Origin of the sequence: Erwinia sp. Eh17-17 (genome assembly GCF_039675725.1) — a bacterium.
Lineage (GTDB): Bacteria > Pseudomonadota > Gammaproteobacteria > Enterobacterales > Enterobacteriaceae > Erwinia.
This window is the reverse complement of the sequence record NZ_JBDFQT010000001.1, coordinates 882,083-907,085: the sequence shown is the minus strand read 5'-3', so window position 1 is coordinate 907,085 and position 25,003 is coordinate 882,083. Positions and strand designations below refer to the sequence as shown.

Annotated in this window: 20 protein-coding genes and 1 riboswitch; of the genes, 17 read left to right on the top strand and 3 right to left on the bottom strand. The window is 58.7% G+C overall.

What is annotated here, in order from left to right; genetic code table 11:
- The first annotated feature begins 4 nt into the window (after positions 1-4).
- From rhaD to ABEH87_RS03950, 9 genes are all read left to right on the top strand, one after another.
- Positions 5-847 (top strand): rhamnulose-1-phosphate aldolase, encoded by an 843-nt coding sequence (rhaD, locus tag ABEH87_RS03990; protein ID WP_346574097.1) that lies wholly within the window; start codon positions 5-7, stop codon positions 845-847.
- Positions 837-1,151, top strand: coding sequence for an L-rhamnose mutarotase (rhaM, locus tag ABEH87_RS03985; protein WP_346574095.1), 315 nt, complete (start codon positions 837-839; stop codon positions 1,149-1,151). Before rhaD ends, rhaM begins: the two co-directional genes overlap by 11 nt.
- Before the next feature lie 152 nt (positions 1,152-1,303).
- The gene (locus ABEH87_RS03980; protein ID WP_346574093.1) at positions 1,304-1,966 is read left to right on the top strand and encodes an NAD(P)-binding oxidoreductase; all 663 of its coding nucleotides are present in this window, start codon (positions 1,304-1,306) and stop codon (positions 1,964-1,966) included.
- Position 1,967: 1 nt separating this feature from the next.
- Entirely contained in the window at positions 1,968-2,597 is a 630-nt protein-coding gene (locus ABEH87_RS03975) for an NAD-dependent dehydratase (protein ID WP_346574091.1), read from the top strand.
- Between the two features lie 207 nt (positions 2,598-2,804).
- Positions 2,805-5,324 carry a type VI secretion system tip protein VgrG gene (gene vgrG, locus ABEH87_RS03970; protein ID WP_346574090.1) on the top strand — a complete coding sequence of 840 codons (2,520 nt, stop codon included), beginning with the start codon at positions 2,805-2,807 and terminating at the stop codon, positions 5,322-5,324.
- Positions 5,324-6,613 (top strand): VRR-NUC domain-containing protein, encoded by a 1,290-nt coding sequence (locus ABEH87_RS03965; protein WP_346574088.1) that lies wholly within the window; start codon positions 5,324-5,326, stop codon positions 6,611-6,613. Before vgrG ends, ABEH87_RS03965 begins: the two co-directional genes overlap by 1 nt.
- A gap of 9 nt (positions 6,614-6,622) precedes the next feature.
- Positions 6,623-7,837 (top strand): DUF3396 domain-containing protein, encoded by a 1,215-nt coding sequence (locus tag ABEH87_RS03960; RefSeq protein ID WP_346574086.1) that lies wholly within the window; start codon positions 6,623-6,625, stop codon positions 7,835-7,837.
- A 162-nt stretch (positions 7,838-7,999) separates the two neighbouring features.
- A complete protein-coding gene (locus ABEH87_RS03955) occupies positions 8,000-8,998 on the top strand; it encodes a DUF3396 domain-containing protein (RefSeq protein ID WP_346574084.1) in 999 nt (332 codons plus the stop codon).
- A 345-nt stretch (positions 8,999-9,343) separates the two neighbouring features.
- Positions 9,344-9,703: a hypothetical protein gene (locus ABEH87_RS03950; protein ID WP_346574082.1), complete on the top strand. Its 360-nt coding sequence runs from the start codon at positions 9,344-9,346 to the stop codon at positions 9,701-9,703.
- 97 nt (positions 9,704-9,800) lie between these two features.
- Here ABEH87_RS03950 and ABEH87_RS03945 read toward each other — a convergent pair whose 3' ends face one another.
- Positions 9,801-11,075 (bottom strand): MFS transporter, encoded by a 1,275-nt coding sequence (locus tag ABEH87_RS03945; protein ID WP_346574080.1) that lies wholly within the window; start codon positions 11,073-11,075, stop codon positions 9,801-9,803.
- Positions 11,076-11,277: 202 nt separating this feature from the next.
- Positions 11,278-11,376, top strand: a riboswitch (guanidine-I (ykkC/yxkD leader).
- Positions 11,377-11,431: 55 nt separating this feature from the next.
- Between ABEH87_RS03945 and ABEH87_RS03940 the strand changes: the two genes are divergently transcribed.
- The 6 genes from ABEH87_RS03940 to uca all read left to right on the top strand — a co-directional run bounded on the left by ABEH87_RS03940 (position 11,432) and on the right by uca (position 19,169).
- The gene (locus ABEH87_RS03940) at positions 11,432-12,490 is read left to right on the top strand and encodes a putative urea ABC transporter substrate-binding protein (protein ID WP_346574078.1); all 1,059 of its coding nucleotides are present in this window, start codon (positions 11,432-11,434) and stop codon (positions 12,488-12,490) included.
- Positions 12,491-12,514: 24 nt separating this feature from the next.
- Positions 12,515-13,330, top strand: coding sequence for an ABC transporter permease subunit (locus ABEH87_RS03935; protein ID WP_346574076.1), 816 nt, complete (start codon positions 12,515-12,517; stop codon positions 13,328-13,330).
- Complete coding sequence (locus ABEH87_RS03930) at positions 13,327-14,145, top strand: ABC transporter ATP-binding protein (protein WP_346574074.1); 819 nt, start codon at positions 13,327-13,329, stop codon at positions 14,143-14,145. The genes ABEH87_RS03935 and ABEH87_RS03930 overlap by 4 nt, the downstream gene beginning before the upstream one ends.
- The gene (locus ABEH87_RS03925) at positions 14,129-14,836 is read left to right on the top strand and encodes an urea amidolyase associated protein UAAP1 (RefSeq protein ID WP_346574072.1); all 708 of its coding nucleotides are present in this window, start codon (positions 14,129-14,131) and stop codon (positions 14,834-14,836) included. Before ABEH87_RS03930 ends, ABEH87_RS03925 begins: the two co-directional genes overlap by 17 nt.
- 11 nt (positions 14,837-14,847) lie before the next feature.
- The gene (locus ABEH87_RS03920) at positions 14,848-15,483 is read left to right on the top strand and encodes an urea amidolyase associated protein UAAP2 (protein WP_346574071.1); all 636 of its coding nucleotides are present in this window, start codon (positions 14,848-14,850) and stop codon (positions 15,481-15,483) included.
- Between the two features lie 89 nt (positions 15,484-15,572).
- A complete protein-coding gene (gene uca / locus ABEH87_RS03915; RefSeq protein ID WP_346574069.1) occupies positions 15,573-19,169 on the top strand; it encodes an urea carboxylase in 3,597 nt (1,198 codons plus the stop codon).
- A gap of 581 nt (positions 19,170-19,750) precedes the next feature.
- Here uca and ABEH87_RS03910 read toward each other — a convergent pair.
- Both ABEH87_RS03910 and ABEH87_RS03905 read right to left on the bottom strand, forming a co-directional pair.
- Positions 19,751-20,767, bottom strand: coding sequence for a lipoate--protein ligase A (locus ABEH87_RS03910; RefSeq protein ID WP_346574068.1), 1,017 nt, complete (start codon positions 20,765-20,767; stop codon positions 19,751-19,753).
- 91 nt (positions 20,768-20,858) lie between these two features.
- Positions 20,859-22,766, bottom strand: coding sequence for a beta-glucoside-specific PTS transporter subunit IIABC (locus tag ABEH87_RS03905; RefSeq protein ID WP_346574066.1), 1,908 nt, complete (start codon positions 22,764-22,766; stop codon positions 20,859-20,861).
- Between the two features lie 306 nt (positions 22,767-23,072).
- Here ABEH87_RS03905 and ABEH87_RS03900 point away from each other — a divergent pair, with 306 nt between their 5' ends.
- Both ABEH87_RS03900 and ABEH87_RS03895 read left to right on the top strand, forming a co-directional pair.
- Positions 23,073-23,852: an MBL fold metallo-hydrolase gene (locus ABEH87_RS03900; RefSeq protein WP_346574064.1), complete on the top strand. Its 780-nt coding sequence runs from the start codon at positions 23,073-23,075 to the stop codon at positions 23,850-23,852.
- 57 nt (positions 23,853-23,909) lie between these two features.
- Positions 23,910-24,881 carry a helix-turn-helix domain-containing protein gene (locus ABEH87_RS03895; protein WP_346574062.1) on the top strand — a complete coding sequence of 324 codons (972 nt, stop codon included), beginning with the start codon at positions 23,910-23,912 and terminating at the stop codon, positions 24,879-24,881.
- Positions 24,882-25,003 lie beyond the last annotated feature (122 nt).

Genomic DNA, 25,003 nt, shown 5'->3' with positions numbered 1-25,003 from the left:
ACACATGCAACAGATTCTCAACTCCTGGTTTGTCCAGGGAATGGTGAAAGCGACCACGGATATGTGGCTGAAGGGCTGGGACGAACGCAACGGCGGTAACGTTTCGCTGCGCCTGCTGGACGAAGAAGTCCAGCCGTTTGCCGCCGATTTTGACCGCGAACCGCGCACGCTGGAACTGAGCCAGCCAGCCCCCCTGCTGGCTAACGACTGGTTCCTGGTCACCGGTTCCGGTAAGTTTTTCCGCAACGTACAGCTTGACCCGGCGGACTGTCTGGTGCTGCTGCGCGTCAGTGCCGACGGGCGCGCTTTTACCATTTACTGGGGCCTGACCCATGGTGGCGTTCCGACCTCCGAGCTGGCTTCCCACTTCCAGTCGCACAGCGTGCGTAAAACCGTCACCAACGGCGCTGACTGCGTGATTATGCACTGCCACGCCACGAACTTTATGGCGCTGAGCTATGTGGTGGATCTCGACTCTGCCAGCTTTACCCGCCTGCTGTGGGAAGGCAGCACCGAGTGCCTGGTGGTGTTCCCGGACGGCGTTGGTATTGTGCCGTGGATGGTGCCGGGCACCGACGGCATCGGCAGTGCGACGGCGAAAAAAATGGAGTCGCACACGCTGGTGATGTGGCCGTTCCACGGGATATTCGGTGCCGGACCGACGCTCGACGAAACTTTCGGCCTGATTGATACCGCCGAGAAGTCATCCGAAGTGGTGGTGAAAGTGCTGTCGATGGGCGGCATGAGGCAGAGTATTACCACCGACGAACTGATGGCGCTGGGCGAACGTTTTGGCGTGAAACCCTGGCGCGCAGCGCTGGATGCGAAGCACCATCATGTTTCGTAAGGCGTTTGTCATGCAGGTGCATCCTGATAAACATCAGGAATACGAGCAGCGGCATAATCCCATATGGCCGGAGCTGGCGCAGACGCTGAAGGAGCACGGAGCGCACCATTACAGTATTTTCCTCGACGCGCCGCGCAATCTGCTGTTTGCCGTGGTGGATATTGAGTCAGAGGAGCGCTGGAATGCGGTGGCACAAACGGAGGTATGTCAGCGCTGGTGGCAGTCGATGTCTGAGTTGATGCCCTCGAATGCGGACCACAGCCCGGTGAGCGCCGAGCTGACACCGGTGTTTTATCTCGCTTAAACAAGGGCGGCTGAGGCCGCCTTTACATCATCAGCGCCAGGCGCGACTTCTTTCTCTCCCCCTGACCCTTTCCTTTAAGAATGACCTGAAGTGCGAGGCGCTTCACCATCAATACGCTAAGATTGAAGCTGGTTCATGTTCAGGAGATAGCGATGAGTAAGGTATTTATTATTGGTGCTGCAGGTAACATTGGCCGCCGTCTGGTGAGCCAGCTGGCAGAACGCGGGCACCAGCCGGTGGGGCTTCATCGTCACAGTGAACAGGCTGAACAGTTGAAAAATCTCGGCGCGACGACGGTACAGGGTGACCTGACGGCACTCAGCGCAGGCGATTTTGCCGCACTGATGCGCGGCTGCGACAGCGTGATTTTTACCGCCGGCGCGGGCGGCAAAGGCGGTAAAGAAACCACCAATGCGATTGATGGCAAAGGACTGGAGCTGGCGGTCGCCGCCGCAGAGCAGGCCGGGGTGACACGTTTTCTGCTGGTCTCGGCGTTTCCGGAAGCCGGGCGCGGAAAAACCGGGTCCGACACCTTTGAGAACTATATGGCGGTGAAAAAGCAGGCCGATGTGCATCTGGCTGCCAGCGATCTCGACTGGGTGATTTTACGGCCCGGTACGCTGGTGGATGACGCAGGCAGCGGTAAGGTGAGCGCCGGGCTGGCTATTCCTTACGGCAACGTTGCGCGTGATAACGTGGCTGCCGCCCTGGTTGCCCTGGTGGAACAGCCGCAGGTGACGCACAGGATCATTGAGCTGACCGACGGCACCACGCCGGTGGAGCAGGCGATTGCTCGGCTGGGCGGGAAAGCCTGAGATGAAATTATTGCTGGCCGGAGCCAGCGGACTGGTGGGCGGACACGTCCTGCGCCTGGCGCTGGCCGATGCGCGGGTGACCTCGGTAGTGGCTCCGGTAAGGCGCGCGCTGCCGGCACACCCCCGGCTGCTGGCCCCGATAGTGGATTTCGACAATCTGCCCCAGGGAGAAGCCTGGTGGCAGGCCGATGCGATGATCTGCACGCTCGGCACCACCATGAAGCAGGCCGGCACCCGCGAGGCGTTTAAACGCGTGGACTACCACTACCCGCTGGCGTTCGCCCGGCGGGTTAAAGAGCAGGGGGCCGCCACCTGCGTGCTCAACTCGGCGGCCGGAGCTGACACGGACTCACGCTTTTTCTATAACCGGGTTAAGGGCGAGCTGGAGCGCGATCTGGCGCGGCTGGCGTTTGCTTCCCTGACGCTGGTGCGGCCGGGGTTGATTGGCGGACAGCGGCAGGAGGTGCGCCCCCTGGAATCGCTGATGATGCGCGTGCTGCGCGTGGCAGGGCCACTGTTACCAAAAAGAATGCGCCTCAACCCGGCGGAAAATATTGCCAGGGCGCTGCTGGAGGCGGCCCTGAGTCCACAACCCGGCGTGCATAGTGTTCCGCCAGCGGCGTTAATCTGAATGATGGCTGTTATCGAATCTGGCAGTTTGCTGGCAAATTTAACTACAAAAAGCGAGTTTTGCTTAAGTCATACAATGTAAGATCCCGGTTGATCAAAACCATTTTTTTGCCAGGGGTATTAAGTGACCCTGTCTGTCAGGTTTTATGATTAGGGATGCAGTCCAGGACTGTTGAAACTTGAAATGGAGCAGTATAAGGAGTCGGTGATGGATAACCGGAATACCCTTGTTGAAATGTGCGCCTGCTACGCGCTAGATATCACGGGAAGCACTTTGCGACCGGACGTGCTGAGGTTCAAAGGCCGTGAGGCGCTAAGCGAACCATTCCGCTGGACGATAGAGTTCACCGCACCACCGGGGGATGTGCGGCCTGAACAGGTGCTGATGCGCTTCGCCAGCTTCCACATGCGCGACGGCAAAGCGGTGCACGGCATCATCAGCCACTTTGAGCGCCTGTCCACCTCCGCTGACGAAACCCGCTACGCTGCAACGCTTGAACCCCGCCTCTCACTGCTGTCCCGCACCCGCCAGTGTGCCGTATTCCAGAACCAGTCGGTGCCGGAGGTGGTGGAGCAGGTGCTGCGCCAGCACGGGCTGGAGGGGCCGGACTTTGAGTTCCGCCTGTCCCGCGAGTACCCGGACCGCGAGGTCATCACCCAGTGGCGCGAGACCGGCCTGGAATTCATTCAGCGTATTCTGGCGGAGGTCGGCATCTGGTTCCGCTTTGAGATGAACCAGAAGACGGAGCTGGAGGTGGTGATTTTCGGCGACAGCCAGCTGCAGTACGTGTTTGACGTCACGCTGCCGTATCAGGAGCCGTCCTGGCTGCTGGCGCAGGCGTCGGTGTGGGGCGTGCGCACCTGGAACGAGGTGGTCAGCGGCATGGTGCAGACGAAGCACTACAACTACCGCGAGGCCGGCACGCCGCAGGAGGCCAGAGTGGCCGCGCGCAGCGGGGCGGTGACCACCGGGCAGCAGTATTGCTACGCCGGGCCGCCGTACCGCGAAGCCGGGGACGATACCGACCCGGAGCCGGAAACCGAAAGCGGTGCCTTCTATGCGCGCATCGCTCACGAGCGCGAGCTGAACAAGTCGGCGCGCATTCACCTGTTCAGCAACGCCTCACATCTTGCCCCCGGCCAGGTGCTGGAGCCGCAGGGCGATATCATCAGGGCGCTGCAGGAGGGCGTCATCATCACGCTGGCGACCTTTACCGGCTCACGGGACTCGCGGCTGCACGTCTCGGTGTGGGGCCAGCCTTACACCGAACGCTACTGCTTCCGGCCCGCCTGCCCGGCGCGCCCGGAAATTCACGGCGCGCTGCCCGCCCGGATTGAAAGCCGCGAGAAGGGCGATATCTACGCGCACCTGGACGGGCACGGGCGCTACCGGGTGCGGCTGGACTTCGACCGGGCAGACAGCGGGCAGGGCTACGCGTCCCTGTGGCTGCGCATGGCGAAGCCGTATGCCGGAAGTGACTACGGCTGGCACGCCCCGCTTATCGACGGCACCGAGGTCGCCATTGCTTACGGCAACGGCGACATCGACCTGCCGTATATTTCCCACGCCCTGCACGACTCTGAGCACCCGGACCCCGTGGCGCGGGACAACCACACGCGCAACGTGCTGCGCACCCCGGCCAACAACAAGCTGCGCATGGAGGATAAGCGCGGGGAAGAGCATATCAAGCTGGCGACCGAATATGGCAAAACCCAGCTCAGCGCCGGGCATATCGTCGACGCACGGGAGAAGCCGCGCGGCAGCGGGGTGGAGCTGCGCACCGACGAGCACGGCACGCTGCGCGCGGGCGGTGGGCTGTTCATCAGCGCCGACGCGCAGCCGGAGGGCAAGGGTCAGGTGCTGGATATGGAGGCGGCGCTGAAGGAGATTGAGCAGCTTGAGCGGCAGCTTGAACAGCTCCAGGCAGCGGCACAGCAGGCCGAAGCGCTGAAGGCGGACACCGAGGCGCAGATAGCGATGTTTGAGCAGCGGCTGAAGCCGCTGAATGAAATCCTGCACTTCTCGGCCCCGGAAGGCATGGCGTTTACCAGCGGCGAGGATATGCAGCTGGCCGCCGCGGACAACGTGGTTATCAACGCCGGGGGCGACATCAGCGCCGGGGTGATGGGCAATATGACGGCGCTGGCGGGGGAGAAAATCGGGCTGTTTGCCAGAACGGGGCAGCTGAGCCTGAAGTCGGGTGAAGGGCCGGTGGAGATGCAGGCGCAGAATGGCGGGCTGGAATTCTTTGCGCAGAAGAAGTTCACGCTCACCTCAACCGAAGACATCCTGTTCGCCGGGAAGAAGCGCATCACGCTGATGGGCGGCGGCAGCTACCTGAGGATAGACGGGTGCAGGATAGAATATGGCACGACGGGGGTGTACCAGCGCAGGGTGAAAAGAACGTCGAAGCGGCCCGCGCAGAATATGCCGCTGACGATGCCGCGGATGGGCACTGCTTATATCTACTCGGCGCTTTACCAGCTACAGGATAAAAACGGCAGCATTCTAGTGAATGCACCTTATCGTCTTACCACCCCGTCCGGGCAGACGGCAGCGGGCTACAGTGATGGTGAAGGACGAACCGTGCCGGTTTATACCCGCGCGGCGGAAGATGTGGATCTGCACGTGCTGGTGAAACCCGCACAGCCAGAAGAAACTATGTGGTTTATCGGCGAAACCGATGCGCAGCAACTGGAAACTGAACTCAGGGAGAGGGAATCATAATGGAACTGCCCGATTCACCAACAGCTACACCCGATATTCTCACCGGGAAAAATAACCAGCCGTGGGACTGTACCACCACAGGCATCGAAATGGTTGAGAAGCAGTCGCGCCTGCCAACTGCGGGAAACCGTCAGTACCTGCATATCAAAGTCGAGTATGCAATGCGTTTTCCCGACCTGTCGGCGGAGGTTCGCCGCAAAGGACAGACCAGAAGTTACCGGATGAACCTGAAGCAAATCTTGATGAGCAGTCTGATCAGGCTTGACGAAATCGCCCGTGATTTTTACTGGAATTACAAAGCCGAGGTGTCATTTGACATGCGCACCACGCCGCCGCGCCCGTTTCTCAGCAGTACCTTGCTGGAAAAAGACGGTCCCGGCAGGCGTCATACTACCAACAGGTTCCCGGTGCCGGGGAAAGGGATTTACCGCCGCCCGGATGTGATTATTGTGAAGAACAGGCAGGATCGCTGGCCGGGGCTGGCGGGGCCGGATACTGAAGGTCAGATGCACGCTGATAACCTGGCCCGCCTGGTGGAGGTGAAGTTTCCGGGAGATGAACTTTATGAAGATCAATACGATGAATATATGCAGATTGTTGGCAGGGAAAGGAGCCGGATGACCATACTGGAAATCCACGACTGCCGTCCGGAAGAGCAGCAGTGGGTGGATCAGGTGGTCAACGTGACGATGAAGGCCTGGAAAACCAGCGGGGCAAAATACTGGCCGCTGTTTCTCTACCCGCCGATTTTTATTCCCCGCCCGCCCGCCACCCCAGCTGCGGCGCGGGTCGAACCCTGGACCTGGACCGGTAAAGCGGTGGCCGACCTGAGCGAAGGCGCGATACGCGGCGTGGCCGAAGGCTGGAATGCGCTGTCAAAAGAGACGCGCCGGGCGCTGAAAAAAACGGCGGGCTGGCTGAACGACAGCGGCGAGTGGGTTTACCGGCAGGGGAAGGAAAGCTGGATCTGGTTCAGCCGCACGGGTAAATACGTGGCCGAGTGGAGCAATGAGCAGATCCGCTCGGCGTGGGCAACGGTTCAGCAGGCGACCGATATGACGCTGGAGATGCTGAAGCAGGTGGACTGGGTGCAGGTGCTGGCGGACGTGGGCAAAACGGTGGGCGTTATCGTGGTGGTGGTCGGTATTGCGGCGGCGGTGATTTATCTGGGGATACCGGCAGCCGTTATCGAAATATTTTTGCTTATTGTGCGACTGGCGATAACTGCCTGGGACAAGCTGGCGCTAATCCTCGGTTCAGGGGCAGCCGCAGGTTTACTGGCGTATTAAGGAGCGGTAATGGGAATGGAAGGTTTTGAACTGAACTACATCGAAAAATGGCTACCGGAAGCATCGGTAAAGTACAAAGACGGCAGCCCGGCAATTAATCTTGGCCTGATAATTACGGTGTTCTTTAAAGACGGACATACGCCAGAGGTTCGCCGCAGGATGGTGGAGTGTGTGGATAAGTATTATGCGGAGTTTAAGCCCCATCTGAAGAAACATCTAACCAGAAACTGGGTGGGTATTACTGCTAATAATTACGCTAAAAAACGTCAGGAAATCCTCGACTCAACCCCGGAAGAGATTTTCTCCTGGTATCTGGGAAGTACAGATAAAGATTTTCTGGCTCCTGATTATAGTATTCTCATCATGGGGAAGCGTATCTACCACAACGATAATGATCGCTCAGTCATTAAGTTAACGCTTCCGTTATCATTGCTGAAAACACCGGGCGGTAAAAAGTGTTATGAAGCATGGATTAGGTGGCTATGTAACACTTTCGCGGTGGAAAGTGGCTATGCGGGGCTGTCCTTTGTTCTCCCCTATGCTCGTGAAAGAATGTTCCCCTATGAGTTTGCTCTGGCGCAGCGGTTTTCCGGCGTCATGGTCGATTCTCTTGGCACACTGGAAGGCGGTGAAGCCGCTGAGTGGCTGAAAGGTGCCTGCTGGTATACCATCATCGGCACACCCTGGCTGGAAAAACTGGGTGGTGCAGAAAAGCTAAAGCACCGCCTGGCTAAAACGCCCGAGATCAGCCTGCTTCCCTACAGTAGCGGTATCATTCTCAAAGCGGGTGACCTGCCACCCGCACTGGGCGAAATGAAAGCCGAAGGGTTACCGCCGCTGCTGGTAAAAGTGAATCAGATAATACGTCCTGTTCGCTACGATGGTCACAGAGGTTTGCACTTCTATTCCGAATACGAAAACCTGCAGTTTGATAAAGAGTCCTCGATGAAATGGTTTGCCCGCTTCGACGAAGCCAGCGACCTGCTGGATAAAGAGGAGAGCGGGAAATCATACGACCCGGTACGTATTACCTGCTGGACCGGTAAAGTTGCCCCCCATGCCGGAGAGTGGGCGGCGATTGTTAACGGTGCCACCGAATATATCCAGACGCGTGAAGGGCAGAAGATGCCGGAGTATGAGGATAAATACGGTAAGAAGCACCGCGCCTGCTGGAAGCTGCTGAAGCGTGACGACGAAGGCAGCGTGTTTATTATTCCTGATTAAGCCCCCACTGAAAAACTATTTTCAGGCGCATCTTTTACAGAATGCCTTTCAGCCGGCACGTCGGGGACGTTAGGCTGGCCACGGCAAAGAACGTGAACATCAGCACCGGGCAGCTTAGCCTGAGGTTTTCAGGGGCAGCTGCAGGTTCACTAAGGAGCGATAATGGAAATGGAAGGTTTTGAACTGAACTACATCGAAAAATGGCTACCGGAAGCATCGGTAAAGTACAAAGACGGCAGCCCGGCAATTAATCTTGGCCTGATAATTACGGTGTTCTTTAAAGACGGACATACGCCAGAGGTTCGCCGCAGGATGGTGGAGTGTGTGGATAAGTATTATGCGGAGTTTAAGCCCCATCTGAAGAAACATCTAACCAGAAACTGGGTGGGTATTACTGCTAATAATTACGCTAAAAAACGTCAGGAAATCCTCGACTCAACCCCGGAAGAGATTTTCTCCTGGTATCTGGGAAGTGCAGATAAAGATTTTCTGGCTCCTGATTATAGTATTTTGATTATGGGGGAACGGATTTTTCAAAATGACAATGACCGCTCCGTGATTAAGTTAACGTTTCCGCTATCACTGTTGAAAGAACCTGATGGAAAAATGCGATATGAAGCATGGATTAGGTGGCTATGTAACACTTTCGCGGTGGAAAATGGTTATGCGGGGCTGTCCTTTGTTCTCCCCTATGCTCGTGAAAGAATGTTCCCCTATGAGTTTGCTCTGGCGCAGCGGTTTTCCGGCGTCATGGTCGATTCTATTGGTACTCTTGAGGGAGGGGGTGCAGCCCTTAGTCTGAAAGGTGCCTGCTGGTATACCATTCTTGGTACACCGTGGCTGGAGAAACTGGGTGGTGCAGAAAAGCTAAAGCACCGTCTGGCTAAAACGTCCGAGATCAGCCTGCTTCCCTACAGTAGCGGTATCATTCTCAAAGCGGGTGACCTGCCACCCGCACTGGGCGAAATGAAAGCCGAGGGTTTACCTCCGCTGCTGGTGAAGGTCAATCAGATTATCCAACCTGTACGCTTCAATGGGTCACGCTCTCTTCATTTCTATTCCGAATACGAAAACCTGCAGTTTGATAAAGAGTCCACCATGAAGTGGTACAGGCGCTTCGACGAAGCCAGCGACCTGCTGGAAGCAGCTGTTAAAGCGTGATGATAAAGGTAGCGTGACTATTATTCCTGACTGAATCCCCCATGAATCAAGTTGTCTCTACATTACTGCACTCCATACCGATGTTTTACTCAGTGGGAGGCATATAATTCCGCATCTAAAATGGGCATTGCCACGGAGCTGGAGCTGGTTATTTTGAGCCGGGGGACCAGATTCACCTGCACCGGCCTTACAGAACGTTTTCGGTTTTGTTTAACGGACCGGCAGGGTGAGCATGAGTGCCGCTCAGTATTGTTTAATGGCATGGCACCGCGTGACAGGAGCCAGAAGTCTGATAAAATCCCGCCATACGTCGCTTATCGCTCTGCTTTCGGAATAGTTTGAACAATGAATTATGGGATTAAAAGTAACGCCATCAGAGTAGCGATTTTTATGGTTTGTGCGGTGCTGATGGTTGTCGGCTATCAGACATTACATGAGTGGTATGCGAAACATTATCAGATAGTCTCCCACCGCAGTGTGGGATTGAGGTTTGTCGCTTTTTATTTTTATTACCTTGCCTTACCCGCGTTATTCATCATTGCCTTTATTCCCTGGCGCTGGGGGAGTGTTGTCTATTTATCCGTCATGGGTGTTCTGCTGTTCCTGTGGTTTCCCTATCATCCGCTGCGTGTGACAGGGATGGCCGCCTGCACCACCGGCAGTTACCTGCTGTTAAATGCGCTCAAATGGAAGTGCAGGGTGTGATGACGTTACCCTCCGCCAGATCCCAACCTGTTAAAGGCGGTCGTTCATCATATCGGGGACAGGACCTGTCCCCGTGGCCGCTAACCGGTTCACCGGTTCAGTCATCCAGCGCCCGGCGGTGATCGTCGGCCCGCAGCGTCATCAGCGCGGCGATGCTGACAACGGCGGTCGCCATGACGTAAAACGCCGGAATATCATTATTGCCGGTTTGCTTTATCAGCCCGCTGATAATCAACCCCGCGCAGCCGGAGAACAGGGCGTTGGACAGCGAATAAGCCAGCCCCAGCCCGGTGTAACGCACGTGGGTGGGAAACATCTCCGACAGCATGGCGGGTCCCGGACCGGCCAGCAGACCCACCAGCCCCCCGGCAAACAGCACCACCAGGCATTTCACCACCATGCCGACCTCCGGCATCTGTAAAACCTTCAGCAGTGGCCAGGCAAAAATCAGCAGCATCACGCTGGCAAACACCATCACGTTGCGGCGTCCCAGGCGGTCGCTGAGCATCCCGGCAGGCAGGATGGTCAGGGCAAAACCAATATTGGAAAGCACGGCAATCACCAGCGCCTGGTTCAGCCCGGTATGCAGCACCGACTGTAAATAGGTGGGCATCACCACCAGATAGGTATAACCCGCCGCTGACCAGACCATCACGCGGCCAATGCCCAGCAGGATCACCCGGAACACCAGTCCCCCCTGCGGGGCATCAGGTAACATTTTTGCCTGACTGAAGGTCGGCGTCTCTTCCAGCTGCATGCGCAGCCACAGGGCAACCAGCCCCAGCGGCAGCGCCGTCAGAAACGGAATGCGCCAGCCCCAGCTGTGCAGCGCCTCGCTGCTCAAGGTTGCCGTCAGCACGGCAACCATCGCGGCCCCGGCCAGCAGGCCAAAGGCGACGGTCAGCGACTGCCACGCGCCGTACAGGCCGCGTTTTCCTTTCGGCGCGAACTCGGTCATCAGGGAGACGGCACCGCCGTACTCGCCCCCGGCAAACAGGCCCTGAAGGATCCGCAGCAGCGTAAGGATCAGCGGGGCGGCCAGGCCGATGGAGGCATAGACCGGCACCAGACCGATGGCGGCGGTGGCCAGGGTCATCAGGATCAGCACTGCCACCAGCGTCGGCTTGCGGCCGATCCTGTCGCCAATGCGGCCAAATACCATCGCACCCAGCGGACGGAAGAAGAAGGCAATGGCGAAGGAGGCCCAGGTGAGAATAATCCCCGTCAGCTCGGACTCCCCCTGCAGGGTGAAAAAGTTGCGGGCGATCACCGTGGCGAGAAAACCATAAACCGCAAACTCATACCACTCAATAAAGTTGCCGACGGCACCGGCGATCAGCGCTTTTTTACGTAACTGTTCAGACTGTGTCATGATTCTCCGGCCTGTAGATAAGATGAGACGGGCGTTTACTCCACACTGCACACTTCTGAGGCACTCTGCCAGAAAATGATGCCCCATCTGCGATCGTTATGCGTAAAGCGTTAACGATAACCCACTGTTTTATCGTAAAAACCATTCTGGCATAACTCTTGCTCTGTTATTCACAGCAGCAGCGTTACACAGATAACCGATCACAATAGCAGGCTAGGGTTCCGGTCCACGCAGTGGATGACTGGTCCGAGAGCTGGCGACCTCGGTAGGGGTTACACGGCGGGATAAAAGCCCGGGAGACAGCAACACCACCGGTGTCGCGCTGCCCCGTATATTCCGCCAACACCGAGGTTACAATGAAATTATCCCACATCCTCAGCATCTGCCTTCTCAGCGTCAGCGCGCTGGTCAGCGTGCCAGCCCAGGCCGCCGCGAAAAAAGAGTTTAACGTCTGCTGGACCATCTATGCCGGATGGATGCCGTGGGGCCAGATTGCCAGCTCCGGGATCATCGACAAATGGGCGGCCAGATACGGCATTAAAATCCACGTTACCCAGCTCAACGACTACATCGAATCCATCAACCAGTACACCGCCGGTCAGTTTGACGGCTGCACCATGACCAACATGGATGCGCTGACCATTCCGGCCGCCGGGGGCGTGGACTCGACCGCGCTGATCCTCGGCAGCTACTCCGAAGGCAACGACGGCGTGGTGCTGAAAGGGAAAGGCAAAACCCTGAAAGACCTGAAAGGGATGAAGGTCTATCTGCCTGAGCTGTCGGTGTCCCATTACCTGCTGGTGCGCGGGCTGGAAAAAGCCGGATTACAGGAAAAAGACGTCACGGTGGTTAATACCTCGGATGCCGACATTGTCTCCGCCTTTGCCACCAGCGGCGTGCAGGCCGCCGTGGCGTGGAATCCGCAGCTGTCGGCGATCAAAAACACGCCCGACACCACGGAAGTCTTCGAGTCCTCACAGGTGCCCGGCGAGCTAATCGACATGATGGTGGTCAACAGCGCGGTGCTGAAAGACAACCCGGCGCTTGGCAAAGCCCTGACCGGGGCCTGGTATGAAATGATGGCGCAGATGAAAGCGGGCGATAAAGCCGCGCTCAGCGCGATGGCGCAGGCCTCCGGTACCGATCTGCCCGGCTACCAGGCCCAGCTGAAAACCACCCACCTGTTTTACACCCCGGCCGACAATCTGAAATTTGTCAGCGATGCCGAGCTGGCGAAAACCATGCAGCGCGTAGCGAACTTCTCCTTTGAGAAAGGGCTGCTCGGCGACGGCGCGCAGAGCGCCGACTTTATCGGCATGAGCTTCCCCGGCAACGTTACGCAGGGCGACAGCAGCAATATCAAACTGCACTTTGACGACAGCTACCTGAAAATGGCCGTCGCCGGCACGCTGTAACCCATACCCTGAGGAGCCTGCACCATGCGGCAAATTAATCGACACCCCGACCGGGGCATGCACCTGATGCTGGTTGTGCTGCCGTTTGTGCTGGTCATCGCCGCGTATTTTATCGGTTCGGCGCTACGGCTGGAGGCGAACCCCCATGACAAACTGCTGCCGGGACTGGGGCAGATGATCGACGCAGTGCAGCGCATGGCGTTCACCCCGGATAAACGCAGCGGTGACTATCTGTTATGGATGGATACCGCCGTCAGCCTGGGCCGGCTGCTGATCGGGCTGGGCATTGCCAGTCTGCTGGGGCTGTGCTTTGGCATCGCGTCCGGGGTATTCCCGATGTGGCGCTCGCCGCTGTCGTCATTTATGACGGTGGTGTCGATGGTGCCGCCGCTGGCCATTCTTCCGGTGCTGTTTATCGTTTTCGGGCTGGATGAACTGTCAAAAATCATGCTGATTGTCATCGGCATCACGCCGATGCTGGCGCGTGATCTGGAGCAGCGGGCGCGGGAAATTCCGGCAGAGATCCTGATCAAAGCCCAGACCCTGGGAGCCAGCAGCTGGACGGTGGTGCTGCGGGTGGTGCTACCGCAGCTGCTGACCCGGCTGCTGACCTCGCTGCGCCTGCTGCTCGGCTCGGCCTGGCTGTTCCTGATCTCCGCTGAAGCCATTTCGTCCACCGCCGGTCTGGGTTACCGCATCTTCCTGGTGCGCCGCTATATGGCGATGGACGTGATCCTGCCTTATGTCATCTGGATTACGCTGCTGGCCTGGCTGATGGACCTTGGGCTGCGTCGCCTTAACCGGCTGTGTTTCCCCTGGGCTCAGGGAGATAAATCATGAGTTTTATCACGATCAAACAGCTCTGGCAGGAGTACGGCCGTCACGTGGTGCTGGAAAACCTCAATCTGAGCATTAATGAAGGGGAGTTCTGCACCCTGGTCGGGGCTTCCGGCTGCGGAAAATCGACCTTTCTGCGCCTGCTGCTGGGTCAGGAAAAACCAAGCCGCGGCCGCATTCTGCTGGAGGGGCAACCGCTGAAGGCCGAGCCGGACGCCAGCCGTGGCGTGGTGTTCCAGCGTTACTCGGTGTTTCCCCACCTCAACGTGCTGGATAACGTCGCCATCGGGCTGGAGCTGTCGCAGGCCCCGCTGACCGGACGCCTGTTTGGCCGCCGAAAAAAAGCGGCACGCGAGCAGGCGGCAGAGATGCTGACGCGGGTGGGATTAGCCCATGCGCTGCAGAAATATCCCGCGCAGCTGTCGGGCGGGATGCAGCAGCGTCTGGCAATTGCCCAGGCCTTCATCATGCGTCCGCGCATCCTGCTGCTCGATGAACCGTTTGGCGCGCTTGACCCCGGCATCCGCAAGGATATGCACAGCCTGCTGCTGTCGCTGTGGCAGGAAACCCGGCTGACCGTGTTTATGGTCACCCACGATCTGTCCGAAGGCTTCAACCTCGGCACCCGACTGCTGGTGTTCGACAAAGTCCGCATTGATCCCCACGAACCCAACGCCTGGGGGGCGCGCATTACCTACGATCTGCCGCTGAATGAAACCCGTCTGCGGCAGCGTCAGCAGCCCGGTCTGGTGATCCCGCACCCGGCGCTGGCGGCCACATTATTTAATAAGGAGATTGCTGATGAATCACCCCTGTGAAGAGACGTTACCCGGCGGCGGTCACACCTCGCTGGTCGTGAAAAAAGGGCAGATCCTGCGCCTGACCGACAGCGAAGGCGGGGCCAACGTCAGCCTGATGCTGTTTAACGCCAGTGAAAAAAGCGAACGGCTGAACCTGCCGGACACGCTGAAAGGGCAGCACACTGCAAAACTGACCGCCGGGCACTGCCTTTACTCCGATATGGGCCGCGTACTGGCCGCGATCGTGACGGACACCTGCGGCTGGCACGACAGCTTTGGCGGCGTGCTGAACGCTGCCGAAGTCGCTGAAAAGTACGGCCAGGGGCGCTATCAGGAGCTGCGCAACGGCTTCCACCGCAACGGGCTGGATAACCTGCTGGTAGAGATGGGCAAGTGGAACCTTGGCCTTGAAGACCTGCATATGGTGCTCAACCTGTTCAGCAAAGTCACGGTGGATGAGCAGGGCGCGTTCACCTTCCATGCGCAGCACGCTGCGCCGGGTAGTGTGGTGGAGCTGTACGCGCCGATGGACGTACTGGTGGTGCTGACCGCGCTGCCACATCCGATGGATCCTAACCCGGAATACCACCCGCGCCCGGTGCAGCTGAGCCTGCGCAATGCCAGCGATGAACACCTGCTGGAGGGATGCAAAACCTCGCGCCCGGAAAACCTGCGCGCCTTCCAGAATATTGAGCGCTTTGCCGTTTAAGGAGCCACCTGATGACATTGACTGCCAGTGACAGACAGCCCGCCGACGCGGTGTACCGCCATACCATCCCGGCCGGAGAACCCTTCCTGTTTGAGGTGAAAAAAGGCCAGACCCTGCGCCTGCACGATATCGACGGTAACCAGGCGGTCGATACGCTGTTCTACAGCGCGGCCAGCCCGCGTGAGCGCTACGATGCCCAGCGCACGCTGCGCCGTCAGAACAATGCCTATCTGACGGTCGGCAGCGTGCTCTACTCCAACCTTGGCAGCCCGCTGCTGACCCTCGTGGCGGATACCTGTGGGCGTCACGATACGCTGGGCGGGGCCTGTTCCCAGGAGAGTAACACCGTGCGTTATCACGCTGACACCCGCCACATGCACAGCTGCCGCGATAACTTTCTCTGCGCCTGCCTGCACGACGGAAGGCTGAACAAACGCGATATCGCCGCCAACATCAATTTCTTTATGAACGTGCCGGTGACGCCGCAGGGCGGACTGACCTTTGCCGACGGTATCTCCGCCGCCGGGAAGTACGTGGAGCTGCGCGCAGAATGCGACGTGATTGTGCTGATCTCCAACTGTCCGCAGCTCAATAATCCCTGCAACGGCTGGAACCCGACGGCTGCCGAAGTGCTGGTGTGGAACTGACCGGCTGAAAATACGCGATTTTCCCCTGGGGACGACCTCAGGCGGCCATGATTCTGGCGGGACGGCCCGCCCTGGTGTGAGTCTTCCTGATGTTCAAAAAACTGCTGATTGCTAACCGGGGCGCGATTGCGTGCCGTATCTTACGTACGCTGCGCACCATGGAAGTGAGCGGCGTGGCGGTATTTTCTGAAGCGGATGCCGGCAGCCTGCATATCCGCGAGGCCGATCGGGCCATCAGCCTGGGCGACGGCCCGGCGGCGCAGACCTATCTGGCGGTGGAAAAAATCATTGCGGCGGCGCGGGAAAGCGGCGCAGAGGCGATCCACCCCGGCTACGGTTTTCTCTCGGAAAACGCGGCGTTTGCCGAGGCCTGTGAAACGGCAGGGATTGTTTTTGTCGGCCCGACGGCAGAGCAGCTGCGCCTGTTCGGGCTGAAGCATACCGCGCGCGCGCTGGCAAAAGCCCATCAGGTGCCGCTGCTGGAAGGCACGGATCTGCTGGAGAACGTGGACGCCGCGCTGACGGCGGCGCGTGCGGTAGGCTATCCGGTGATGCTGAAAAGCACCGCTGGCGGCGGGGGGATCGGCATGCGCGTCTGCCACGACGCCGACGAGCTGGCGCAGGCCTTTGACGCGGTAAAGCGCCTGGGCCAGAACAACTTCAGCGACGCCGGGGTGTTTATTGAGAAATACATCGCCCGCGCGCGCCATCTGGAAGTACAGATTTTCGGCGACGGTCAGGGTGAAGCGATCGCCCTGGGCGTGCGCGACTGTTCGGTACAGCGCCGCAACCAGAAGGTGATTGAAGAGACGCCAGCCCCTAATCTGCCCGTCGGGATAGCCGACGCCCTGTGTGCCGCAGCGATTACCCTGGCAAAAGCGGTCAACTACCGCAGCGCGGGCACGGTGGAATTCGTATATGACGCCGCCGCAGAGCAGTTCTGGTTCCTTGAGGTTAATACCCGGTTACAGGTAGAGCACGGCGTTACCGAACAGGTCTGGGGGGTGGATCTGGTACGCTGGATGATAGCCCTGGCGGCAGGCGACCTGCCGCCGCTGGCGCAGCTTGCCGTGACGTTGTCACCTCAGGGCCATGCGATCCAGGCCCGTGTTTATGCCGAAGACCCCGGTCGTCAGTTTCAGCCCTCGCCGGGACTGCTGACCGACGTGAGCTTCCCGCCCGCTGACGGCCAGCGGCTGCGCATCGATACCTGGGTGGAGTCCGGCTGCGATATCCCGCCGTTCTTTGACCCGCTGCTGGCGAAGATCATCACCTGCTGTGCCACGCGGGAACAGGCAATTGCCGCGTTGGACACGGCCCTGAACGAGACGCGGCTTTACGGCGTGGAGGTCAACCGTCAGTATCTGCAGCAGATCCTGCGCTCGGCACCGTTTGCCAGCGGTGAGCCCTGGACGCGCTATCTCGACTCCCTGAGCTATCACGCCACCACCGTCGAGGTGCTGAGCGCCGGAACGCAGACCACGGTGCAGGATTATCCCGGCCGCCTCGGCTACTGGGCCGTCGGTGTGCCGCCGTCCGGTCCGATGGATGACCGCGCGCTGCGCCTCGGTAACCGCCTGCTGAACAACGCTCCCGATGCGGCAGCGCTGGAGATCACGCTGAGTGGCCCGACGCTGCGCTTCAATACCGCCAGCGTGGCGGTGGTGTGCGGCGCGGCGTTGGCGCTGACGCTGGACGGTGTCCCGCTGCCGATGAATCAGACGTTCCACATCCCGGGGGGGGCCACCTTAACCCTGGGCACCCCTGAAGGGGCCGGGGTGCGCAGCTATCTGTGCCTGCGCGGCGGGATTGCGGTGCCGGACTATCTGGGCAGTAAAAGCACCTTCACCCTCGGCCAGTTTGGCGGCCACGCGGGCCGTGCGCTGCGTACCGGAGACGTACTGCATCTGACGGCGCTTACGGACTTTTCGGCCGGAGAGAGGCTGCCTGCGGCACTGGTTCCTGACCTGCCCGCGGTCAGAACCTTACGGGTGATCTACGGCCCTCATGCGGCGCCGGAATACTTCACCCCCGGCTATATCGACACCTTCTTTGCGACCGACTGGGAGGTGCACTTTAACTCCAGCCGCACCGGGGTACGCCTGATCGGTCCGAAGCCGCAGTGGGTGCGCGAGAGCGGCGGCGAGGCCGGGCTGCATCCGTCCAATATTCATGACAACCCGTATGCCGTGGGGGCGGTGGATTTTACCGGGGATATGCCGGTGATCCTCGGTCCCGACGGGCCAAGCCTGGGCGGTTTTGTCTGCCCGGTCACGGTGATTGAAGCGGACCTGTGGCAGGTGGGCCAGCTGAAAGCGGGGGATCGTCTGCGCTTTGTGCCGGTGAGTATCACCACGGCACGGCAGCTTAACGCCGGGCGTCAGGCTGAACTGGCACAGCTCAGCCCGGCAGAACCGGCCTGGCAGGCGGCGGCCTTAACTTCGCCGGTGGTGCTGGATACAGGCCATGACGATCGTCGCCTGGTGGCGCGCCTGTCCGGGGATACGCATCTGCTGCTGGAGATTGGCGCACCGGAGCTGGACCTGGTGCTGCGTTTTCGCGGTCATGCGCTGATGCAGGCGCTGGAGGCGCTGCACCATCCGGCGATAATCGATCTGACGCCGGGTATCCGCTCGCTGCAAATTCACTACCAGCCGGACCGGCTATCGCAGTGTGAGCTGCTGGCCATCATCAGCGAACAGTGGCAGTCGGTTATCAGCCTGGACGATCTGCGCGTGCCGTCGCGGGTGGTTTATCTGCCGCTCTCCTGGGATGACCCGGCCTGTCAGCTGGCGATTGATAAGTATATGACCACGGTGCGCCGCGACGCGCCCTGGTGCCCGAGCAACCTGGAATTTATCCGCCGTATTAACGATCTGCCGGATATTGAGGCGGTATTTAATACGGTGTTTGCCGCCAACTATCTGGTGATGGGGCTGGGAGATGTTTACCTCGGTGCGCCGGTTGCCACGCCGCTCGATCCGCGCCACCGTCTGGTGACCACCAAATACAACCCGGCGCGCACCTGGACTGCGGAAAACTCGGTGGGTATTGGCGGTGCTTACCTGTGCGTGTACGGCATGGAGGGGCCGGGGGGCTATCAGTTTGTCGGGCGTACATTGCAGATGTGGAACCGCTACCGGGAGGTGGCCGACTTTGGCGGTAAGCCCTGGCTACTGCGCTTCTTTGACCAGATCCGGTTTTACCCGGTGTCGGCGCAAGAGCTGTTGCGCATCCGTCGTGATTTCCCACTGGGACGCTATCCGCTACGCATTGAGCACACCGAACTGGCGCTGTCAGACTATCAGCAGTTCCTGGCGGAAGAGGCCAGCGGCATCAGCGGTTATCGACAGCATCAGCAGTCAGCGTTTAACGCCGAGCGTGAACGCTGGATAGCCAGCGGCCAGGCGCATTTTGACAGTCAGGAAGTTGTGGCGGAGTTGAGCGAAGATGCGCCATTAGCCGCCGGGCTGTTGGCCGTTGAGAGTGCCATCACCGGTAATCTCTGGCAGGTGAAGAAGGCAGTGGGTGACAGTGTCACGCAGGGGGAGGTGCTGGTGATCGTTGAGGCAATGAAAATGGAGATCCCGCTGCTGGCGCCGTGCGATGGTGTCATTCATCAGGTGCGCGTTCAGCCGGGGTCGGCAGTGCGCGCCGGGCAGTGCGTGGTGGTGATCGCGGTATAATCGTGAACCCGGTTCGACCGGAATGAGGGTTGAACGTGATGGCAGATTGTAGGGGCGGACCTTTTTTTCCGGTCCGCCCTTAACATCCGGTTCGACCGGAAAAGAAGGTCGAACCCTACAACGGAAACCTGGCCGACCGGAATGATGGTTGAATCCTACAACGGTCACCTGACCGACCGGAATGATGGTTGAATCCTACAACGGTCACCTGACCGACCGGAATGATGGTTGAATCCTACAACGGTCACCTGACCGACCGGAATGATGGTTGGATCCCACGACGGTCCCCTGGCCGACCGGGATGATGGTTGAACGTGATGGCAGATTGTAGGGGCGGACCTTTTTTTCCTGTCCGCCCTTAACATCCGGTTCGACCGGAAAAGAAGGTCGAACCCTACAACGGTCACCTGACCGACCGGAATGATGGTTGGATCCTACGACGGTCACCTGGCCGACCGGAATGATGGTTGAATGTGATGGCAGATTGTAGGGGCGGACCTTTTTTTCCGGTCCGCCCTTAACATCCGGTTCGACCGAAAAAGAAGGTTGAACCCTGCAACGATCGCCTCACCCGCCAAAGACTAGCGGATACTCTCTGTCAGCCACTGCTCCAGCTCTGTCAGCTCGGCAGCCTGCTGCGGAAATGCTACCTTCAGCAGCGCCACCTGCGCGGCCATTGCCTCCGGGCGATACTGCGTCCCCGGTAGCTGCTCAGCCAGCTGTTCCAGCGGGGCCAGGTTCAGGCTGTCGCTGAAAATCTGACAGCGGCTGATACTCCCGCGCTCGACGTCCACGTGGATCTCCACGCCGCCCCAGCTGAAGCGGTGATCCAGCAGATGCTGAAACTGGGGTGCCTGACCAAAATTCCACTGCCAGCTGCTCTGCTTAGCAAACTGCGCCTCAAAGCCCGGCAGGTCGGGCAGTGCCGTCGGGGAAATATGCTCCGGCTGACACGTTTCCCCAAAATGTTCAAAAAATGCCGCCGTCACCGCGCGGCTGATGGCCTCAAAGCTGATGCCGGGCACCAGCTCAGCCAGATTGGCGACGCGGGAGCGTACCGAGGTAATGCCTTTCGCCTGCAACTTCTTCACGTCCGGGTTGAGATAGTCGGCCAGGCGCGAGAGGTCCGCATCCAGCAGGACGGTACCGTGATGGAAGCCGCGATCGTGCGTTTCATGGTAGGCCGAACCGGAAATTTTGCGCACGCCGTCGGAGGTATTCACCACCAGATCGTTACGCCCGGAGGCTTCAGCCGCAACGCCAAGCGAGGCGAGGGCGCGCAAAATAATGCCGGTCGATACGCTCTTATCGTATTCCGGTTTCCCGGCCATAAAGGTAAAGCAGACGTTACCGAGGTCATGAAACACTGCACCGCCGCCGCTGCTGCGCCGGGCCAGCCGGATGCCGTCATCGTCCATACGCCGCGTGTTGCACTCTTTCCACGGGTTCTGTGAACGCCCAATCACGACGGTTTCCGCATTACGCCACAGGAACAGCACGCGCTGGGTGGCCGGCATCTGACGAAATATGCACTCCTCCACGGCCAGATTGAACCAGGGGTCGTACGAATCAGATAACAGTAAACGCAGTGTGGACATGCTTGACTCCATTGAAGTTTTAGCGGCGAGAGATGATACCATCCCCGCCGCAAACATCCAGACGGCGTTCATGCTCCCCTTATGCTCTCCGTCAGGAAAGGCTCATCAGCGGCATCAGTGGCTGAATTTCACCCTGCGAATGATGTTTTTTCAGCTGAAACTCGTCGCTGTTAACCACCAGTACCGGGGTGGTGAGGTCGTAACCGGCGGCTTCAATTTCAGCCTTATCAAACGCCAGCAGCGGCGTTCCGGCGCTCACCCGGTCGCCTTCTTTTACCAGCGGACGGAAGTGCTTACCCTGAAGCTCAACGGTGTTCAGCCCGACGTGGATCAGCAGCTCGGCACCGTTATCGCAGATCAAGCCAACGGCGTGATGGGAGTCAATCAGCGTGGCCACCACGGCATCACACGGGGCGGTCACCAGGCCTTCACTGGGGCGAATGGCGATGCCGTCTCCGAGCAGTTTGCCTGCAAAGGTTTCATCCGCAACGCTTTCCAGCGCGATCACCGTCCCTGTCAGCGGGCTGAGCAGGTTCAGACTGCGCACCTGCAGCGGTGCGCCGGCGCTGACCGGCGTGGCGGCGGGTGCCCGCGGAGCCGTCTGCGTCTCTTCATTGAGGGTTTCGGCGGCCACCGGATCTTCAAAGCCGACGAACTGCACCATCACAATGGTCAGAATAATGGCCGTGGCGCTGCCGGCCAGCTCACCGATAAACGACATCGGTGCCTCAGGGCTGATGGCATTCACCAGGGTAAACAGGCCGGGTAACGCGGCGTAAGCGTAATAAAGCGAACCGAACAGGCTGGCGACCACGGCCCCGACAGCACCACCGATACAGCCGCAGATAAACGGTTTTTTAAAGCGCAGGGTGACGCCGTAAATGGCAGGCTCTGTGATGCCGAAAATCGCGGTTACGCCCGCCGACAGAGAGGTGGCTTTCAGCTCCCGGTTGCGGGTTTTCAGGAACACGCCAAACACCGCCGCCATCTGACCGATCACCGCTATCGTCTGGTAGGCCTGGAAAGAGTCATAACCCTGGGTATCGAAGTTCGCCATAATCACCGGCGTAATGCCCCAGTGTACGCCGAAAATCACCACAATCTGCCATACGCCGCCGATCACGGCAGCGGCGACCGCAGGCGCAAAGGCAAACAGGGCGTTATAGCCGCTGGCGACGCCCATGGCCGCCCAGGTAGTGATCGGGCCAATCACAATCAGCGTCAGCGGCACAATCACCACGAAGCAAATCAGCGGTGTGAACAGCGCGCTGACCACCTCCGGCAGGCTTCTTTCCACGCGCTTTTCAAGCCACGAGAGCGCCCAGACGAGGAACAGCGGCGGTAACACTGACGAGGTATAAACCGTTTTCGCCAGCGGAATAAACAGGAAGCTGATGGTTTCGCCCCCGGCAATGCGGCCTGCCATCGCGGTCAATTCCGGGTTGATCAGGGCACAGCAGCAGAGCACGGCAATAAACGGATTACATTTAAAGTGCCGGGCCGCCGTAATGGCAATAAATACCGGCAGAAAAGCAAACGGCGTCCACGACATAAAGTTGAAGATGGCGTAGGTGCCGCTGGTTTTAATATCGGCATCAATCAGTCCGACGACAATTAATATCCCCTGAAGGATCCCGGCTGCCGCCAGAATATAAACGATGGGGGCAAACACCGCTGACATGGTGCCAATCACGGCATCCAGCCAGCGCGTTTTTTGCTTAGCCTTTCCGCCGCTGTGCTGATCGCCCAGTACGGACGACAGCGCATTAAAGACATCGGCCACGTGGGTGCCAATCACCACCTGGAACTGGCCTCCGCTCTCGACGACGGCAATTACGCCCGGCAGGCCCTGGACTTTTTCTTTGGCTCCGGCAGGGGTTTCGTTCAACACCAGCCGCAACCGGGTCGCACAGCGGGAGAAGGTATCGATGTTCTTTTCGCCGCCAACTTCGTGAAGTATATCAGTCGCTAACTTATTGTAATCCCTGATGACCGCCATTTTTATCGACCTTTTTTTATGGGTGAAGAGAGAGGTAACAGAAGGTGAAACCGATTTCATGCTAACAGTGGTCCCGATTTCTGCAACCGGTTTCATATGATAGCGTGAGCTGTTTCACAGCGATTGATGGCAGGGGGTTAACGTCGTCCGGCCGTACAGGGCAGTATGGCCCAATTTCATCGGGTATTGTCTTTATGCCGTCTCACGCTGATCTCTCTGACTGCTTATAGTGAGGGTCATTCACCCCGCCGGAAAATATCCCCGGCGGGGATAGCCTGTTAATGAAGAGAAAAACCGGAGAGTCAGATGAAATTAACCCAGATTCGTAATGCGACCATGGTGCTGGAATATGCCGGGAAAAAGTTTCTTATCGACCCGATGCTGGCGCCTAAACATACCTTTGACAGTTTTCAGGGATTTGCCCGGCCTGAGCTGCGTAATCCGATGGTAGACCTGCCGGTTACCCTTGCTGAATTGATCGACGTGGATGCGGTATTTGTCACGCATACTCATATCGATCACTGGGACGAGGAAGCGCAGAAGCAGCTGCCGAAAGCGATCCCGATTTATACGCAGAATGCAGCCGATGCTGATCTGATCCGCTCGCAGGGCTTTAACTGTGTTTTCGTCCTGCAGGCCGAAAACCGCTTTCTCGACGGCATCACCGTGTGTAAAACCGATGGCCAGCACGGCAGCAACGAGCTGTATGCAGACCCGGTACTGGCAGAGATGCTGGGCGATGCCTGCGGGCTGGTATTCACGCATCCCGCTGAAAAGAAACTGTATCTGGCGGGCGACACAGTGTGGGTGAAGCCCTATATCAAAAACCTGCTCCACCATAAGCCCGATGTGGTGGTGTTAAATATCGGCTATGCGGTCAGTGATATTTACGGTCCGATCATCATGGGCAAAGACGATGCGCTGCGTACACTCCGGGTGTTACCGGAAACCATTGTCGTTGCCTCTCATATGGAAGCGGTCAATCACTGCATTCTGAGCCGTGATGAATTGCGCCAGTTTTCGCTTGAGAATAACATTGCCGGTAGCGTAATGATCCCTGAAGACGGAGAATCACTGGTTTTCTGAACGTTGTGAATCCCTTCGCAGGCGAGGGGAAACGCTATCCGCCAGATAAGGAACAGTATGCCAGGACGTAAAGTCGCCGTGATTGCCACCCAGGGGGTGAGCGCCTTTCATTTTTCGGTGCCGTGTATTCTCTTCGGCACCGTGATGGCCGGGCAGGATCTGTTTGAGGTTAAGATCTGCGCTGAGCAGGCGGGAAGGGTGCAGTCCGATCACGGACTTTCCATCCACGCTGAACACGGGCTGGACGCCGTGGCCGCGGCGGATATCGTTGTCGTTCCTTACTGGAGCCATCCGGAGGAAAGGCCTTCCGGGCCGTTGCTTGATGCATTAAGACGCGCATGGGAAAACGGTGCGGAGGTGGTCGGGCTTTGCCTGGGGACCTATGTTCTGGCCTATGCCGGGCTGCTGGATCACCGCCGGGCTGCAACGCACTGGGAGTATGAACATGACTTCAGCGCCCGGTTTCCCGACATCAGGCTGGACACCAACGCGCTCTATACCAGCGATGAGCGTCTGATCACCTCTGCCGGTACGGCGGCGGGCATCGACTGCTGCCTGAATATTATCCGGGAACACTACGGCGTGGCCGTGACGAACCGGGTTGCCAGGCGGATGGTTATTCCGCCATATCGCGAGGGCGGCCAGGCTCAGTATATTGAGCGGCCCGTTCCGGTCAGCTCGCGCGACAGTAAAATGAATGAGCTAATGGACTATCTGCGCAGTCATATCGACACTCCCCACAGCGTCGATTCACTTGCCCGCTTTGTCAGCATGAGCCGCAGAACGTTTACCCGTCATTTTATTAAGGCGACCGGAATGAGCGTCAGTGACTGGATGACTGCCGAACGGTTGCAGCGCAGTCAGGAACTGCTTGAAACTACCGACCACAGCATAGAGAAAATAGCCGGACTGTCAGGCTTTAATTCACCGGTTTCATTCCGGCAAAGTTTTCGCTCCCGGTTTAACGTCAGCCCCAGCGAATGGCGTAAAACGTTTCGCGGCCCTTCACCGCAGAACCCGGAGTGCTAAGTCATGCCGTACGGGTCAAAAAATAGCGCTATTTTATAAGAATTTTTACCTGCCGCAGGGCCAGAACAAAGCTTATATTCTGCGACGAAGGAAGCACGGAGTTGCCAAAGGAAGTGGTCAAA